The sequence below is a fragment of the Bradyrhizobium sp. BRP56 genome, assembly GCF_020194035.1.
GTDB lineage: Bacteria > Pseudomonadota > Alphaproteobacteria > Rhizobiales > Xanthobacteraceae > Bradyrhizobium > Bradyrhizobium australafricanum.
In genome coordinates this window covers 69,881-85,655 of sequence record NZ_JADYVV010000026.1, presented here as the reverse complement: position 1 = coordinate 85,655, position 15,775 = coordinate 69,881, and the positions used below count along the sequence as shown (strand labels likewise).

Sequence of the window (15,775 nt, the reverse complement as noted above, 5' to 3'; positions counted from 1 at the left end):
GTCGTTGGCTCGCACGTGCTGGTTTGGGATTATCCCCGGGGCGGCTGCCTTCGTTGCAAGACCTCCTCATTGAAGAGGTCATGATGAGTGGGGCTGGCGGGACGCTTGCGTGATGACATCGGTCGCCTTCCTCTCAGGCCGCCTTCATCCGGGCCGAGGGCGAGACAGTGACCACCGTGCCGGTGGTCATCAACACGATCAATCCCTGCTCGGCGCCAGTCATGTCGAGATAGGTCCGGACCTGCGAGCGATAGTGCTCGAGCGTCTGATGATCGGGGTTCACATCGCTCTTCCAGTCAACCACAACGGCGGCGCGGCCATCGGCGGTCAGTGTCAGCGCGTCCGCGATGCCGGTGGTCGCCGTCTCCTCGTCGCTGTCGGCATAGGCGGCGTATACGGGAAACTCGGCCAGTAGCCCCAACCGCAACGTCGCGATCTCCGGCAGGGCCATTGTGCGAACGATGCAGCGTGCCAGTTCTTCCGGCGAAAGTCCTGCTGCGGGATCAGCAACGGGCGACCGACCAAGCTCTCGGATCAGGTCGTTCGCGCGTTCCATGACGGCTGGAGCGGCATCATCGATTTCCCCACTCAGGACCTCTTCCATCAGCTTGTGGAGGATCAGCCCGCGCTCACGTCCGCCCTGGACCTGAATCGTAGCCTCCAGATTTCGAGGCTGATCGTCGGCGGCGCTTATCCAGATCTCGGCTTCTTCTTCTTGGAGCACCGCGCCAGAGGCGTTTTCGTCGCGGCTGGGCGCCAGCCAGGTGAGGTGCGTCTGCCGCGCAGCGATTGCGGCGGCCTCGGCAGCAAAGATTTCGCGTGTCTGGGTGTTGCTCGGCCCGGCGTCAGCGGCCCCTTCTCCGAGCGGCCGATGGGGGACGTCGAGTGCGGGAAGTTCGGCGAGCGATAGATCGAGAAGACCGATCCAGGCCGATCTTGCAGGAGTCACATCGAGCCGGGGCAGCACGAGCAGTTCGCGGGCGCGTGTCGCAGCGACATACCAGAGTCGGATGCGCTCGCGATCCAGCTCATCCTTCTCTGCTTGCTGCGCAGCGTCATAGCCGTTCGGCTCGACGCCGAAGACCGGGCAATAGAAGGCATCATTCTGCCGGTCGACTATCGCGCTGTCGGGTGACATGATGCCTGTCATGGTGTTGACAGGGATGACGATTGGCCATTCCAGGCCTTTCGCGGCGTGCATCGTGAAGAGCGCGACGGCTTCCTCCTGCGCGTCCGGGCGTCCTTCCACCACACGTGCTTCATCGGTCCAAGCTGCGGTCATGGCCTCAGCGAAAGCGCGAAGACCGCGCACAGCGTAGCGGGTCGACAGGCTTAGATATAGATCGACATTGGCGAGCGCGCGTTCGGCCTGACCGCGATGACGCTCGTGAAGAAGGGGGCGCACTCGCATCACGTCGACGGTCTGCGAGAGAAGCTCATGAGGTGTTGTGCTGTTGCCGCGCCGGTAAAGCGCCTGCAGCTTCTCGATCGCTTCGCGTGCGAGCGAATGGGTGATGTTGGCGGCATCGACGTCGAGATCCAGGCGGGGAATCCGGTCAGGCTCTTCCTCCGAACGCGGGAGCGTCCAGACAATATCGAGCAGTTCCTCTTCGGTGAGGCCAACCAAGGGACCACGCAACAGCGCCCCGAGCGCCAGCGTATCGCGCCGATCGGCGAGCACACGGGTCAACGCGATCAGGTCTTGGACCTCTTGCCGGCGGAAAAGGCCCTTGCCAGCCTGCGTCGCCACTGGAATTCCCCGACTTTCCAGCGCCTCCTCATAGCGCCACAGCTCGGCGCCGGTTGGGGCCAGCAAAGCGATGTCGCCCGGCTGGCAGATCCTTTCCGCGCCGTTACGCCGGTCGACAATGCGTTGGCTGCCAATCAGGCGCGCGCATAAATCCGCCACCGCATTGGCTTCGGCGTCGCGCTGCTGCTCGCTAGTCGCCTTTCCGTTCTCATTGGCGACCGGGATGTCGAGGGCGGCAACGCACAATCCGTCGCGGGGATCCTCATGGAATGGATCAAGGGCGGCGAAGCCGGGTTGCCCGTCCGCCGACAGCACGGCCTCGAAGCGCTCATTGACGAACGTGAGAATCGAGGCGCAGGAGCGAAAATTCGTCGAGATCGACAGGAGGCTGTCGGGATACTGGGCGCGAAAAGTGTCGCGTGCCTGCACATAGGCGCCGACGTCGGCACCGCGAAAGCGATAGATTGCCTGCTTGGGGTCGCCAACCAGAAAGAGCGCTCCTGGTCGGATCCGAAACCGAGTCCAGTCGGTCTCTCCAACGGCGGGCTCGCCGCAGAGCCGCCAGAAGATTTCGGTCTGCTGGGGGTCCGTGTCTTGGAATTCATCGACGAGGACGTGCGCGAAGCGCTGCCCCAGCGAGCGCCGCACATCATCATGATCGCGCAGCAGGTTGCGCGCGGCAAAGATCAAATCGTCGAAGTCGAGCTGGGCGCTCGCGCGCTTGTGCTCGCGATAGCGTTGCAGGATCGGACGTGCTTCCTGGATCAATGACGTCAGAACATGGCTGGCCGTGGCCTGAAGAAGCGATGTCCAGGCATCGCAGCAGGCGATGTAGTGGCCTTGGGCGGCGACGTTCAATCGCTCACCATCCGCCTTTGAGAGGCCTGCCTGCTTCGCCGCTTCAGTCCATTTCCCTTTCTTACGGTAGGAGGCGAATGCACCTGCCTTCGTGCAAAGATCAGGATGCAGTCGCGAGGCAAGGAGGCGAACCAAACCCGAGGGCATCGCAGGACCGAAGCCTGCGGCAAGCGCGGCCATCATGTCGGTCAGACGGTCGACAATCGCCGACGTTTCGGGTTCGATCGCTGCAGCGTTGCGGAGGAAAGCTGCAAAATCCGTCGTCGCTTGCCGGAAGGACGCCACATGATCGTCGAGCGGAGTCGCGGGTGGCGCTAAGAGAGTGCGTCGGCGCCTGAGATTTTCGGCAATCTTGTGAATGAGCTTTACGGTCTCGCCAGGGCTATGCAGCACCATTTCAGCGAGAATGCCGGCGCGATCACTGGACAAGCGCTCGCGCAACCAACCATCGACGATCTCGATGAAGGTGAGATCAGCCTGATTGGGGTCCATGACGCTGGCGCCCGGATCGATATCGGCTTCGGCCGGAAAGGGCTTGATCAAGCGCTGGCAGAAGCCGTGGATGGTTGAGCAGGCGATTTCGTCGATAGCGGCGCTCGCGGCTACGAGATTGTCGCGCTGCGACTGCGACAGCCCATCGGGCAGCGCCACACGGAGCTCGGCCGCAATACGTCCGACGGTGAGGTCGGCAACAAATTCGCGAACACGTGAGAGGAGCTCGCTTGCCGCCAGTTCTGTAAAGGTGACGGCGGCAATACTACGGGGCGGGATGCCCTCTGCAAGCATGAGAGCAATGCGCCCGGCCATGACGGCGGTCTTACCCGAGCCCGCGCCGGCTTCCACCAGGATTGATTGATCATGAAGGCTGATCGCGTTGCGGCGAGCGCCGTCGTCCCTGAGAGCTTTGGATACGCTTCTCATCATTCTGCCTCCCAGATCTGAGCAATATCGCCAAGCCGCTCGATCGCGGCCGGCAGCTTGCGTTTGCAATAAGTGGCGCTGGCGTTCGCCGGCAGAGCGAAAGCCAACTCGTCATAGTCGCCGCCCGTGTCTGGGCCAGGCAGTGCAGCGCCGCCCAAGACGCTGTTCCTCGCCGAGCGAAGATAGCCGGTGATCTCAGCAAGCACCGCCTGAGGATCGTCAAGCTGGAGATCGATCTGCTCACGCGGGAATAGTAAGGAGGCGGTGATCTCGACATCGCCCAAGAGCGCCTTCACCGCGAATGCATAGAGGCACCGCTGAAGCTCGCGACCGCCGTTCAGCCGGATTTCGGTCCGCGGCGGTCGTCCGGTCTTGTAATCGCGAACGAGTGCGCGCCTGCCGTCGCCGGCTATGTCGAGCCGGTCGATATAGCCTGCGATCTTGAAGCCCGCGTCGGGTATCGAGACCGGCAAGGTGGGATCCCAGGGGGGCGCCGCCGTCGACTTGGGCGCCGACCCACCGAATGGCACCTCAACATATGAGCGAGCGCCCGGCAGACCATTGTCGCGATAGGCGAGGGCCCGGCTCGCCAATAGGCGTACATCGTCCAGAGTGCGCTCCCAGATAACGGCCGGCGGGACCCCGCGCTTGTTCTCCCAATCGGCGGCGATGAGGCGAGCGGCATTGTCTACTGCCGTCATGATCGCCGCGCTGTCGGCCGACGCGAGTCCGCCCGCGCTTTCAAGGTCGCGCAAGGCGCGATCGAGAACCATATGGACGAGATCACCGACGTCGATCGCGTCGAGTACCAAGGGTTCGGCGGTGCTTTCGGGCAGGCGCCAGCCGAACGCATAGACCCAGACGAAGCTCAGCGAGTTGCGCAGCAGACGCCGGAGCGAGCTGGCCGACTGAGTGCGGCTCAAGATCGCAAGAATGAGTGGATGATCAGGCCGAACGAGGCCGTCGTGCGCGGTGATCTCGGTGCGATGCCAGTCACGCCAGCAGCCTCGTGCGCTGATCGCCTGCGGATATGCACTGAACTCCTGCGGCCGAGCTGTGAGACGGTCGGTTTCGCTGAAGGCATGTAGTGGCACAGCGTTGCGGCGGAGATAGATCTCCTCGCCGTGCCCGGCGAGGAGCGGGCTCCGTCCCAAGAGACGTCCGTCGCTGTCGCGTCGGGCGCGTGAGAGCACGACCTCAACCGTTGTAGTGGCCAGGATCGTCTCGAAATCCCGGCGATCGGCGAGCCCGACTGGCAGCGGATCGAGTTCGGGGGTGGAGATGATATGATGTGGGATCAGCCGGTCTTCGGCGATCCCGCGCGGCCAGCGAGAGGAGTTGAGGCCGATCAGGCGCACGAAGCGGCGCGGGGATGCCGCTAGCATGCTGGCCGGCATCCATGCGACGGACACGCAGGCTTCCAGCCCGTCGTCTTGCTTTAGCGTTTCAAGCGTGGTGTCGATCGAGGCCGCCGGTCCGGCGAGAAGGGCTTTACGCCAGACGGCTAGCGCCCGGCCTTTGAGGAAGGCATCGCCAATCTCTTGCGCCGCGTTCGGCCCCCTGGCGAGCAGATTCACAGCCGCGCGCAGTGTCGAAGAGTGATCTACACCATCGGGCCAGTCCTGGGGGGTCAGCCGCGCCAACAGGCGGCCCCAAGCGTCCGGCGTCGACAATGGCGCATCGCTCGGCAGGACGCTCAACCATCCCTTAGGCAGGAACTCGAAGGCCGCCGAATCGGTGCAGAGCGTAGCGAGACGCCGAAGGCGTGACTGCGACAGGCCGCGAACAACAATATCGGCTAAAGCCGCAGCCGCCTGTCCGTCGCGAGTGGTGACAGTCCTTACGCCTTGGGCGAAGTGCAGATCGATGTTGGCATCAGCACGCAGCGCCAGGAAGTGATCATCATAGTCGGCGGTCGAGGCGGAGGCGATTGCGATGTCGGAGGGTGCAGCCTTGCCAGAGGCCAAGATCGAACGCACCCAACGCATCGCCTCGATTGCTTCGTGATAGGCCGTGGCTGCGCTGACGACGCTGACGGCAGGCGAGGTAGATGGCGCCCGCGTCACACGCACGCCTGTGCTTTCCAGCCAGGCCGGCGTTGTTCTTGGCCCGGCGGTCCATTGCACCGGGATATGCTCCGCAAGCGCTCTCAGCAGAGGCCGCCAGCAGGGCGAAAGTTCGGTGAGGCCAACGATCTCTATCGATCCGAAGACCGCTGGCGCGTGGACGATACGTCTTGTAGCCGCGGCGACGATATCGACGGGACGCATCATGCCGATTGGAAATTGCGCCAGGACCGCGGCCTCAAGCTCAGCAATTGCGGCGAGCCGCGGATGGTCACCCGCGCGAGCCGAAAGATCGATGCCGGCGCGCCAGACCTTGTGCAGGGTGTCCGCCGCCGCATCGATCATGCCGGGGAGCGACTTGATGCCTTCGAGCTCGCCCATAGGCGTGGTGCGAAGTACCGCCTGGAGAGCTGCGCGTAAGCTCTCATCATCGATCGTCTTGGTGAAGCCGCCAGCAAGGCGCGCCGCCGCTTGCTCGAAGGGCATGATCTGGAGGCCGTGACGACGCTCTCGAGCGGCGGACAGGCGGCCTTCTCGCGTGGCCAGGCGGCCATGCACGACAAGTGTTGATCTACACGCGACGGGCATGACCGCTTCCTCCCAAGACTATTTCTTGTTCGGACGCTGGGTCAGCGCCGACCCCGCCGCCGTCTTGGCCGCCTTGCTACTTTTCGGGTCCCGGAGGACCTTGGAGGCAGCGCTCGCCGCCTTCTTGCTGGTGACTTCCTGATTCGAGCCGCGCTTCGCCATTGTTTTCCCTCATCAATATCCAGCTCGTCCCTATTGACGAGCATCGTTGATAGGGATAATAAATACACGGGTATCGTTCCTATGTCCATATAGTTTTTATACGGACGTATTTTTTATACGTACCCGGAGATTGGATCGATGAAAGAAGGCGCTGCGGCGTTGAAATGGGGTGTGGAGCGCCGGCTCGAGTTCATCGAGTTTCGGCTGTTCTGGGAGGGCGGAGTCAACCGCTCGGACATCATCGAGATGTTCGACGTCTCCGTTCCGCAAGCCTCGAAGGACCTAACGCTTTATCAGGAGCGCGCGCCTCAGAATGCGATCTATGACAAGAGTGCGAAACGCTACGTCGCGAGCCCGCAGTTCTCACCGATTTTTCTGAAGCCCGATCCGGACAGTTATCTCTCGCGTCTCCGCTCCCTCGCCGAAGGACTTACCGACCCCGGTGACTCCTGGATAGCCAATCCGCCGCAGACGGACATCGCTCTAACCCCGCGGCGGGAGGTCGATCCGATCGTGCTGCGAGCAATCATCAGTGCGATCCGTGACAAGCGCTCTATTGAAATCTACTACCAATCGATGAACCGGGAGCGGGCAGAGCCGATGTGGCGTCGGATGACACCGCATGCCTTTGGTTATGACGGGTTACGCTGGCATGCGCGCGCCTATTGTCACGTTGACAAGAAGTTCAAGGATTTCCTGCTTACCCGTATTCTCGATTTGCGCGAGATGGGTAATCCGGGACCTGGCCGCGATCAGGATACGTTGTGGCAGGAGACTTTCGACGTGGAGATAGGTCCTCACCCGCACCTGACGCCGAGCCAGCGCGCGGTTGTCGCGAAGGATTACGGGATGACGAATGAGCGTGCCGTCCTCACGACACGCTATGCAATGCTCTTCTATGTATTGAGGCGTCTTGGTCTTTTGGGCGACGCAACCCAGCAGGATCCCCGAACCCAGCACATTGTTTCCCTCAACGCGGCCGAGACGGCGCGCGCGCTGAAGCGTGCCGAGTTCGAACTTGACGACCCCGCGCCATCTGCAACTCTCAGCGGGAGTGCTTGATGCAGAGCGCGGAGCAGCGTCCCTACCTTATGTCCTTCGGAACCGGCGGCCTCTACATCAATGAAAGTGTGGCAGTCGCTCGTCTTCATCTTCCTGGCGCTGATTGGGATTCGACCTTGGCCGCGGCTCAGGAGAAAGGGGCATTTCCGGTTCGCAAGACAAGTTCAGCGCGTCGGTCAATCCGCGAGATCGTGAATCGCCTCAAGCTCCTTTCCCCTGACGAGCTGGCTCTGTTCATCGAAGGGGACCGGAGTGAGCAGGCCGCGCTCCTGTGGCTCGCCGCCTGTCGAGCCTACAGATTTATCGGCGAGTTTGCGGTTGAGGTCGTGAGCGACAGATTCCTGTCGTTGCGGACCCACCTAACCTACGATGACTTCGATAGGTTTCTGTCCGCGAAGGAGGAATGGTGTCCGAAGCTTGCGGCTCTGTCTACCTCGACGCGGGCCAAGCTTCGCGCCGTGCTTTTTCGCCTCATGCGTGAGGCTGAAATCCTGTCGCAGGATGACCGAATCCTCGGTGCGATGCTGTCGCCGCGCGTGGTCGCCCTGATTCAGGCCGGCAACCCGGAAGAGCTCCGCTTTTTCCCGGGCGCCGAACGACAGTTGCGGAGAAGCTAACGATGTCGCGAACGAGCAAGGCGCTGAGCCCCAAAGAACGCTTCGATCACCTGCTAGAAGTGATCGCGAGCGAGCGCTTCCTGAAGAAGCAGGGCCTCGGCAATGAAGTGCCGTTCTTCATCTGCCCCTATCCGGCTGATGAAGGAGCCGCCATGGATGCGATGCGTGCGAGCCTAGTGAAGCAACTCGAAAACCGCGGCGTGCGTGTAGTCGAGATCAACATCTACGACCTCAGCGTTGCCTTGCTGCGCGAACGCGGTATCTGGGACGAGATCCTTGCGGCGGAGCCTGGCATCAAGAAGGACGAACTGAAGGAGCTTCTTCAAGGTGTTCTGGATCCCGAGACGCACCTCATTCCCGAGATCGCCGCGCGACTCTCAACCCAGGAGTTCGATGTCCTATTTCTGTCGGGCGTAGGCGAAGTCTATCCCTACGTCCGGTCGCATAATGTATTGAACAACCTCCAGAGCACCGCGAAGGAAAAGCCGACCGTGATGTTCTTTCCAGGAAAGTACACGCATAGCCTGGCAACAGGCGCATCGCTCGATCTATTCGGAATTCTGCACGACGACAAATATTACCGGGCGTTCAATATTACGCACTACGAGGTCTGAGGGGGCTATGATGAATCTTCGGGACATTTTCGAGAAACCCGTCGATCGCGCGATCGAGGGAGTCATCAAGGCCGATGACGAGGCGAGCCTTCGGGTTGAACTCGGAGAATATGTCATCACCAATGAGATCGAGCGTCAGCTCGAAAGATTCCTCGACGCCTACAACAATTATGAGACAGCCAACGGCGTGTGGATCTCCGGCTTCTTTGGGTCGGGCAAATCGCACCTGCTGAAAATACTGGCGTTGCTTCTTGAAAACCGAAATGTCGGTGGATGCCCGGCCTATGAGCTTTTCAAGCAGAAATGCACCCGCAATGAGATCCTAGCGGCCGATCTGCGGAAGGCTGTCTCAATTCCATCGAAGAGCATCCTGTTCAACATAGACCAGAAGGCCGATGTGATTTCAAAGGAGCAGATCGATGCTCTGCTTTCTGTGTTTCTGAAAGTATTCGACGAAATGTGCGGCTACTACGGGAAGCAACCTCACATCGCTCAGTTCGAGCGCGATCTGGATAGCCGCGGCTTGCTCGACAGATTCCGCGCGGCCTATCAGTCAATCGCCGGCAAGTCGTGGGACCGCGGACGCGAACAGGCGCTGCTCGAAAACGCAAACATCGCTAAGGCCTATGCACAAGTTTCGGGGGGTAATCTGTCCGAAGGACAGGGAATCCTCACTCGGTATCGGCAAGATTTTCGCTTGTCGATCGAGGACTTCGCCGACAAGGTGAAGGCCTACATCGACGCGCAGAAGCCGGGTTTCCGGCTCAATTTCTTCGTCGATGAAGTTGGCCAGTACATTGCCGACAACCTCAAGCTCATGACTAACCTGCAAACGATCGCGGAAAGCTTGAACACAAAGTGCCGCGGTCGGGCCTGGATAATCGTGACGGCCCAGCAGGATATGGGGGCCGTCATCGGCGACATGAACCATCGGCAGGAGAACGATTTTTCGAAGATTCAGGCGCGCTTCGCGAACAGGATACCGCTTAACAGCGCCGATGTTGCGGAGGTGATCCAGGAGCGCCTGCTCAAGAAGACCGATGCGGGCATCGAGATGTTGTCCGATCTCTACCATCGCGAGTCGAACAATCTGAAAACGTTGTTCGATTTTTCGGACGGCTCAATACGACTGGAAAACTTCCGGGATCGCGATCACCTCATTCACAGCTATCCTTTCATCCCGTACCAGTATCCGCTGTTCCAGGTGGCTATCCAGAATCTGTCCCAACACAACGCTTTCGAGGGCAAGCACAGCTCGGTCGGCGAGCGGTCGATGCTGGGCGTCTTTCAAGAGGTTGCAGTAAGGCTTGCGGACATTCCGGTCGGAGGTCTCGCTACCTTCGACCAGATGTTCGAAGGCATCCGAACAGCGCTCAAATCGAATGTCCAGCAGTCGATTCTGATTGCCGAGAGGAATCTCGGTGATCAGTTTGCAACGCGGGTTCTGAAGGCCCTGTTTCTGGTCAAGTATGTCAAGCCGTTCAAGTCTACGCCCCGCAACGTCGCGATCCTCATGCTCGATAGGTTCGACACCGATCTGACAAAGCACAAGCGGCGCGTCGAAGAGGCACTGAGCCTGCTCGAGCAGAATACGTACGTTCAGCGTAATGGTGAGCTGTTCGAGTTCCTGACCGATGAGGAGAAGGACGTCGAACAGGAAATCAAGGCGATCGAGGTCGATACGGCGGAGATCGCCAAGGAGTTGGAAACCCTGGTTTTTGACGGGGTTATCAAGGTCCGGAAGCTCCGACACGAGGCGTCGTCGCAGGATTACTCCTTCGCGCGCTATCTCGATGACCGGCCGCTCGGCCGCGACTATGAGCTTGCGATCAATGTCATTACGCCATTCCACGAGCAGAGCGGGAATGCGGAGGGGATCGCGATGCACACGATGTCGAGGGACGAGCTTGCCGTTGTTCTGAACCCTGACGCGCGCTTCGTCAGTGACCTGATGATGGTCAAGCGGACGGATAAGTATGTCCGCCAAGCCCGCGCGGTGGCCCAGCAGCCTACCATCGAACGCATCATCCGCGACAAGGGTGAACAGAACAGCAGCCGTCAGCGTGATCTCGCGCTCAAGGCCCGCGCCCTGGTGGGCGACGCCCGATTGTTTGTACGAGGCGAGGAGATTGACGTTCGCTCGGAGGATCCGCAGGCCAGAATCGAACGCGCGTTTCAGGTCCTCATTGACAAGGTCTATGTCAATCTCGGCATGCTGCGCGGCATTGCCTACGCCGAGAACGAGATCGGCAAGTTCCTCACATACGGCAATGACGGCATGCTCGGCGACGGGGCCGCCAACCTGACGGAGGCCGAGCAGGAGATCCTGAACTATGCGCAGTCGAACGCCCGGAACGGCATCCGGACGACGGTGAAGGCTGTCGTCGAACGGTTCGATCGCAAGCCTTACGGCTGGTCTTATGCCGCGATCCTGTGCACCACAGCCAGCCTACTCGGCCGCGGCAAGCTCGAGGCACGCTCGGACGGCAGCCCGTTGGAGGGGGACGCTCTGCTGCGCGCCCTCCAGAACGCACATACCTTGGGTAATATCGTGCTCGAACTGCAGGTGGAGTTCACGCCTGCGCAGACACGCAAGCTTAAGGAGTTTTACCGCGAGTTCTTCGACTCGCAGCCGGCTGGTACCGACGGAAAGGCGCTCGGGTTCGAGACGGCTGCGGCCTTTGCAGCGCTCAAGCAGGAGCTTGCGGGGCTAGAGGCGCAGGCGTCACGCTATCCGTTTCTCGGTGCGCTGAGCAGTGTGCGGGAAGCCGTGCGCGAGATCACGGGCAAACCCTACGCATGGTATCTGCAGGAGCTCGGCCGCCATGAGGACCGACTGCTCGATTTGAAGGAGGGGATCCTCGACCCGATCCGTCGCTTCATGGGTGGGGCTCAGAAGGCGATCTATGACGATGCCCGCGCCTATTTGTCCGATCAAAGCGCCAATTTCGTCTATGGCGGGGACGACAAGGCCAACGCTATGCAGGCGGTTCTGGATGATCCGAATTGCTACAAGGGCAACACCATCCAGCAGATGAAAGGCACGTTCGATGCTCTGAAATCCGAGCTCGATGCCCGGATCGCGGAAGAGCGCAAGGCGGCGCTTTCCGCCGTGGAAGAGCTTCGGGAGAAGCTGCTGGCGCTCCCCGAATTCGCTGCCGTCGCGGATTCTCATCGCTGCGAAACTGAGGCTGCATTTGCTGCGATTCTCGAGACGGTCAGAAATAGCAAGCTTATCGCGGTGATTCGCGAGCGCGCAAGTGGATTCAGGTCGTCAGTATATCCGGCGCTGCTCGGCCGCGTAACGGCGGCTACCCCTCCGTCGTCGCCCTCCCAAAAGGCTGATACAGGCGGAGAACGGCGGGGGTTCGATGGAGGCGTCAGCTCGCCACCATTGGCTTCGCCACTCGCCCAGCTCGAATATGTCGCCGTCAGTGGGCTGCGCGTCACCTACGCCAAGCCGTATCTTGCCGACGAGCGAGATGTCGAAGCCTATCTGAGTACTCTGCGCGAGAAGCTGATTGCGGAGATCCATGCTGGCAAGAGGATTACGATCTAATGGATATGATCTCCGCCAAGAGCCTTGTGGACCGGATGCCATTGGACACCGGTGCCCTGAAGAAATTCGCGCAGGAAGCGCGCCGGCTGCTGCGCGATCAAGTGTCAGCCAAGCTCGTCCGGGTTTTGGTCGAAAACAGTGCGGCCCGGCGCGAAGCACCCAAAGCGGTTCGGGAGCTCGAAACTGAGATCGTTCGCACCTCCCGTGATCGGATTATCGAACGCGTCGCCTATACATGGTTCAACCGCATGACTGCGCTGCGCTTCATGGACGCCAATGGTTATACGGCGGTCCGAGTCGTGACGCCGGCGGACGGACAGACACGCCCCGAGGTCCTGTCGGAAGCCATGGCCGGCGTGATCGGCGACGAGGTTTCTGAAGCCGCTGCGGCGCAGGTTCGCGCACTGCTCGATAACCGGACGCCGTCGCCCGACCCGCAGGGCGAAGCGTATCGTCTCTTGCTGGTTGCGACGTGCAATCATTGGCATGCCGCGATGCCCTTCATGTTCGAGAAGATTGCTGATTACACTGAGCTTTTGATGCCAGAGGATCTCCTGTCGCAGGGCAGCATTCTTGCCAAGTTGCGCGCAGTGATGACAGATGAGGCCTGCCTAGACGTCGAGGTCATTGGTTGGCTTTACCAGTTCTATATCTCCGAGAAGAAGGATGAGGTGTTCGCTGGGCTGAAGAAGAACGTCAAGATTTCGGCGGAGAATATTCCGGCTGCCACGCAATTGTTCACGCCGCACTGGATCGTGCGCTACTTGGTCGAGAATTCGCTTGGGCGGCTCTGGATCGTCAACCGGCCCGACTCGCGTCTGAAGGAGCGAATGGAATACTACATAGCGCCGGAAGAAGCGGAGACGGACTTCCTGCGCATATCTTCGCCGGAGGAGATTACGATCTGCGATCCGGCGTGCGGTTCTGGACACATGCTGACCTACGCCTTCGACCTCCTGCACGCGATGTACGAGGAGGAGGGCTATGACGCTAGCGAGATCCCCGGCCTGATCCTAGCGAAGAACCTTTATGGCATCGAGATCGACGACCGGGCCGGCGCGTTGGCGGCGTTCGCCCTAACAATGAAGGCGGCTGCGCGTCGGAAGCGGTTCCTACGACGGACTGCCAAGGACGGAGTGCAGCCAAACGTGTGCGTGCTGGAGAATGTCAGCTTTAAGGACGATGAACTCGCCGATTATGTGAACGAGATCGGACGTGACCTGTTCAGCATGGACTTGCGCGAGACGCTCGGCCAGTTTCGCGAGGCGAAGAACTTCGGCTCGCTGATCGTCCCCAAGCTGAAGGACGTTGCCGAGTTGCGCCGAGTGATTGCTGAGAAGCAGTTCGACGACAACCTGTTGCTGCGCGATGTTCACGAGCGGGTGCAGGTTGTGCTGCGCATGGCTGACTATCTGATCTCGAGATACCATGTCGTGGTAGCCAACCCGCCATATATGGGTGGGAAAGGGATGAACGGGGCGTTGGATTCGTTCGCGAAGGAGTACTACCCGGACTCAAAATCTGACCTCTTTTCGATGTTCATTGAACGTTCGTCTGCGCTTGCAAAGACGCACGGCCTTGTAGGCATGATCACGATGCAGAGTTGGATGTTCTTATCCCGACACCAAAAACTGCGCGAAAGCGTGATCGAAAATACTCCCATCAGAACAATGGCGCACCTTGGCACAGGAGCATTCGATTCTATTGGCGGCGAAGTGGTGTCAACCACCGCCTTCGTCTTGGAAAAGGAGGGCAGTCCATCCACTTTCGGCGATTTTATCGATCTTCGGGAAGGACGCTCTGAAGCACTTAAATCTCTCGAGTTGCAGAAGGCGGCTCGCGGGCAAGGGACCATTCGTCGCGCAAGCACCGAGACATTCGAAGTTATTGATGGGTGTCCAATTGCTCACTGGATCTCTCCTCAGTTCCGTTCATCGTTCAGTGAGCTTTCAGCGATCAAAGATGTGTTCAAGCCAGCAGTTGGATTGAATACTGGAGATAATGACCGATTTCTGAGGCAGTGGTACGAGGTGGGGAATTTAGACATCTGCTTTGACGCAAACAGCATTCAAGACGCTGCCACGAAATCACAGAAGTGGTTTCCCTATAACAAAGGCGGTGGTCATAGAAAGTGGTATGGGAATCAAACCTACATTTTGAACTGGCAGAGCGACGGTTCGGAAGTCAAAGCGTTTGCAACCGAGCGAAATAAGGGAAAGCATTGGTCGCGCTATATACAGAATTTGGATAAGATGTTTCTTGAGTGCGTAACTTGGTCGGATATTTCGACAAGCTCCTTCGCGGCTAGATACTCTCCAGCAGGCTTCCTTTTTGATGTTAAGGGGTCTTCTGGTGTACCTCATGATTCCAGCGACCTCGCGCCCGTCTTAAGTTTGCTGTGTAGCAAACTCATGCCTGAATTCATGAGGTGCGTTAATCCTACTGCGACTTTTCAGGTCGGCGATTTGGCGCGCGTCCCGTATGCGAGGCCAAAAACGTTCCAGAATAATAGCGCTGTAAACTTGACAGTAGTTCAATTCGCTCGCGCCGACTGGGACGCTTTTGAAACTTCTTGGGATTTCAGGACGCTCCCGCTGCTCTTGCCCGACCATCGGGCCGAGACGCTGCAGAACACCTATGCCAACCTCCGCACCCATTGGCGCGACATGACGAAAGAGATGCAGCGGCTTGAGGAAGAGAACAACCGCATTTTCATCGAGGCTTATGGCTTGCAGGACGAGCTGACGCCTGACGTGCCTCCGGAGGAGATCACGCTCACCTGCAATCCGGCCTATCGCTATGACGGTCAGAAGGCCGAGGCAGAGTTGGAGGCGCTGCTCCTCGCCGATACGGTCCGAGAGTTGGTGTCCTATGCCGTGGGCTGCATGTTCGGCCGCTACAGTCTGGATGCGCCTGGCCTGGTCCTCGCCAATCGGGGCGAGGGTCCGGAGGACTATCGCGCCAAGGTCCCGAACCCGTCCTTCGAGCCAGATACCGACAACGTGATCCCGGTGCTCGATGGCGATTGGTTTGCCGATGACATCGCCGCGTGTTTCCGCCGCTTTCTGCGAGTTACCTTTGGTGAGAAGCACTTCCAGGAGAACCTGGCGTTCGTCGAAGAGGCGCTCGGGAAGGACATCAAAAAATACTTCATCCGCGAGTTCTTCAACGATCATGTAAAGCGATACAAGAAGCGGCCCATCTATTGGATGTTTTCGAGCCCAAAGGGCACCTTTAATGCGCTGATCTATATGCACCGCTACCGTCCTGACACGGTGAGCGTGGTTCTGAACGACTATCTCCGGGAGTTCCGTTCCAAGCTGGAGGCGTATCGCAAGGCGCAAGAGGCGCTCAGCATCAGCGCTGATGCATCCCCGACACAGAAGACCAAGGCCCTGAAGGCGATCGAGGCGACGGCCAAGCAGCTCGATGAGCTGGATGACTGGGAGCGTGATGTCCTTTTTCCGTTGGCAACGCAAAAGATCGAGATCGACCTCGATGATGGAGTGAAGGCCAACTATCAGAAGTTCGGCGCTGCCCTAAAGCCTATCAAGGGCCTCAATGATTCGGATGATTGA

Annotated in this window: 8 protein-coding genes; 5 read left to right on the top strand and 3 right to left on the bottom strand. The window is 59.7% G+C overall.

What is annotated here, in order from left to right:
• Positions 1–133 precede the first annotated feature (133 nt).
• The 3 genes from I6F38_RS19645 to I6F38_RS19635 are packed head-to-tail and all read right to left on the bottom strand — an operon-like array spanning position 134 to position 6,345.
• A complete protein-coding gene (locus I6F38_RS19645) occupies positions 134–3,529 on the bottom strand; it encodes a UvrD-helicase domain-containing protein (RefSeq protein ID WP_225161504.1) in 3,396 nt (1,131 codons plus the stop codon).
• Positions 3,529–6,183, bottom strand: coding sequence for a PD-(D/E)XK nuclease family protein (locus tag I6F38_RS19640; RefSeq protein WP_225161491.1), 2,655 nt, complete (start codon positions 6,181–6,183; stop codon positions 3,529–3,531). Before I6F38_RS19640 ends, I6F38_RS19645 begins: the two co-directional genes overlap by 1 nt.
• A gap of 18 nt (positions 6,184–6,201) precedes the next feature.
• On the bottom strand, positions 6,202–6,345 hold the full coding sequence (locus I6F38_RS19635) for a hypothetical protein (protein WP_225161490.1): 144 nt from the start codon (positions 6,343–6,345) through the stop codon (positions 6,202–6,204).
• A 138-nt stretch (positions 6,346–6,483) separates the two neighbouring features.
• On the opposite strand from I6F38_RS19635, the gene I6F38_RS19630 reads away from it, so the two are divergent.
• From I6F38_RS19630 to pglX, 5 genes are read left to right on the top strand one after another with little or no spacing between them, the layout of a single operon-like run.
• Positions 6,484–7,407, top strand: a complete 924-nt coding sequence (locus tag I6F38_RS19630; protein WP_225161489.1) for a WYL domain-containing protein — start codon at positions 6,484–6,486, stop codon at positions 7,405–7,407.
• On the top strand, positions 7,407–8,024 hold the full coding sequence (locus tag I6F38_RS19625) for a DUF1819 family protein (RefSeq protein WP_225161488.1): 618 nt from the start codon (positions 7,407–7,409) through the stop codon (positions 8,022–8,024). The genes I6F38_RS19630 and I6F38_RS19625 overlap by 1 nt, the downstream gene beginning before the upstream one ends.
• Before the next feature lie 2 nt (positions 8,025–8,026).
• Positions 8,027–8,638 (top strand): DUF1788 domain-containing protein, encoded by a 612-nt coding sequence (locus I6F38_RS19620; protein WP_225161487.1) that lies wholly within the window; start codon positions 8,027–8,029, stop codon positions 8,636–8,638.
• Between the two features lie 7 nt (positions 8,639–8,645).
• Complete coding sequence (gene brxC / locus I6F38_RS19615) at positions 8,646–12,197, top strand: BREX system P-loop protein BrxC (protein WP_225161486.1); 3,552 nt, start codon at positions 8,646–8,648, stop codon at positions 12,195–12,197.
• Positions 12,197–15,775: a BREX-1 system adenine-specific DNA-methyltransferase PglX gene (gene pglX / locus I6F38_RS19610; RefSeq protein ID WP_225161485.1), complete on the top strand. Its 3,579-nt coding sequence runs from the start codon at positions 12,197–12,199 to the stop codon at positions 15,773–15,775. The genes brxC and pglX overlap by 1 nt, the downstream gene beginning before the upstream one ends.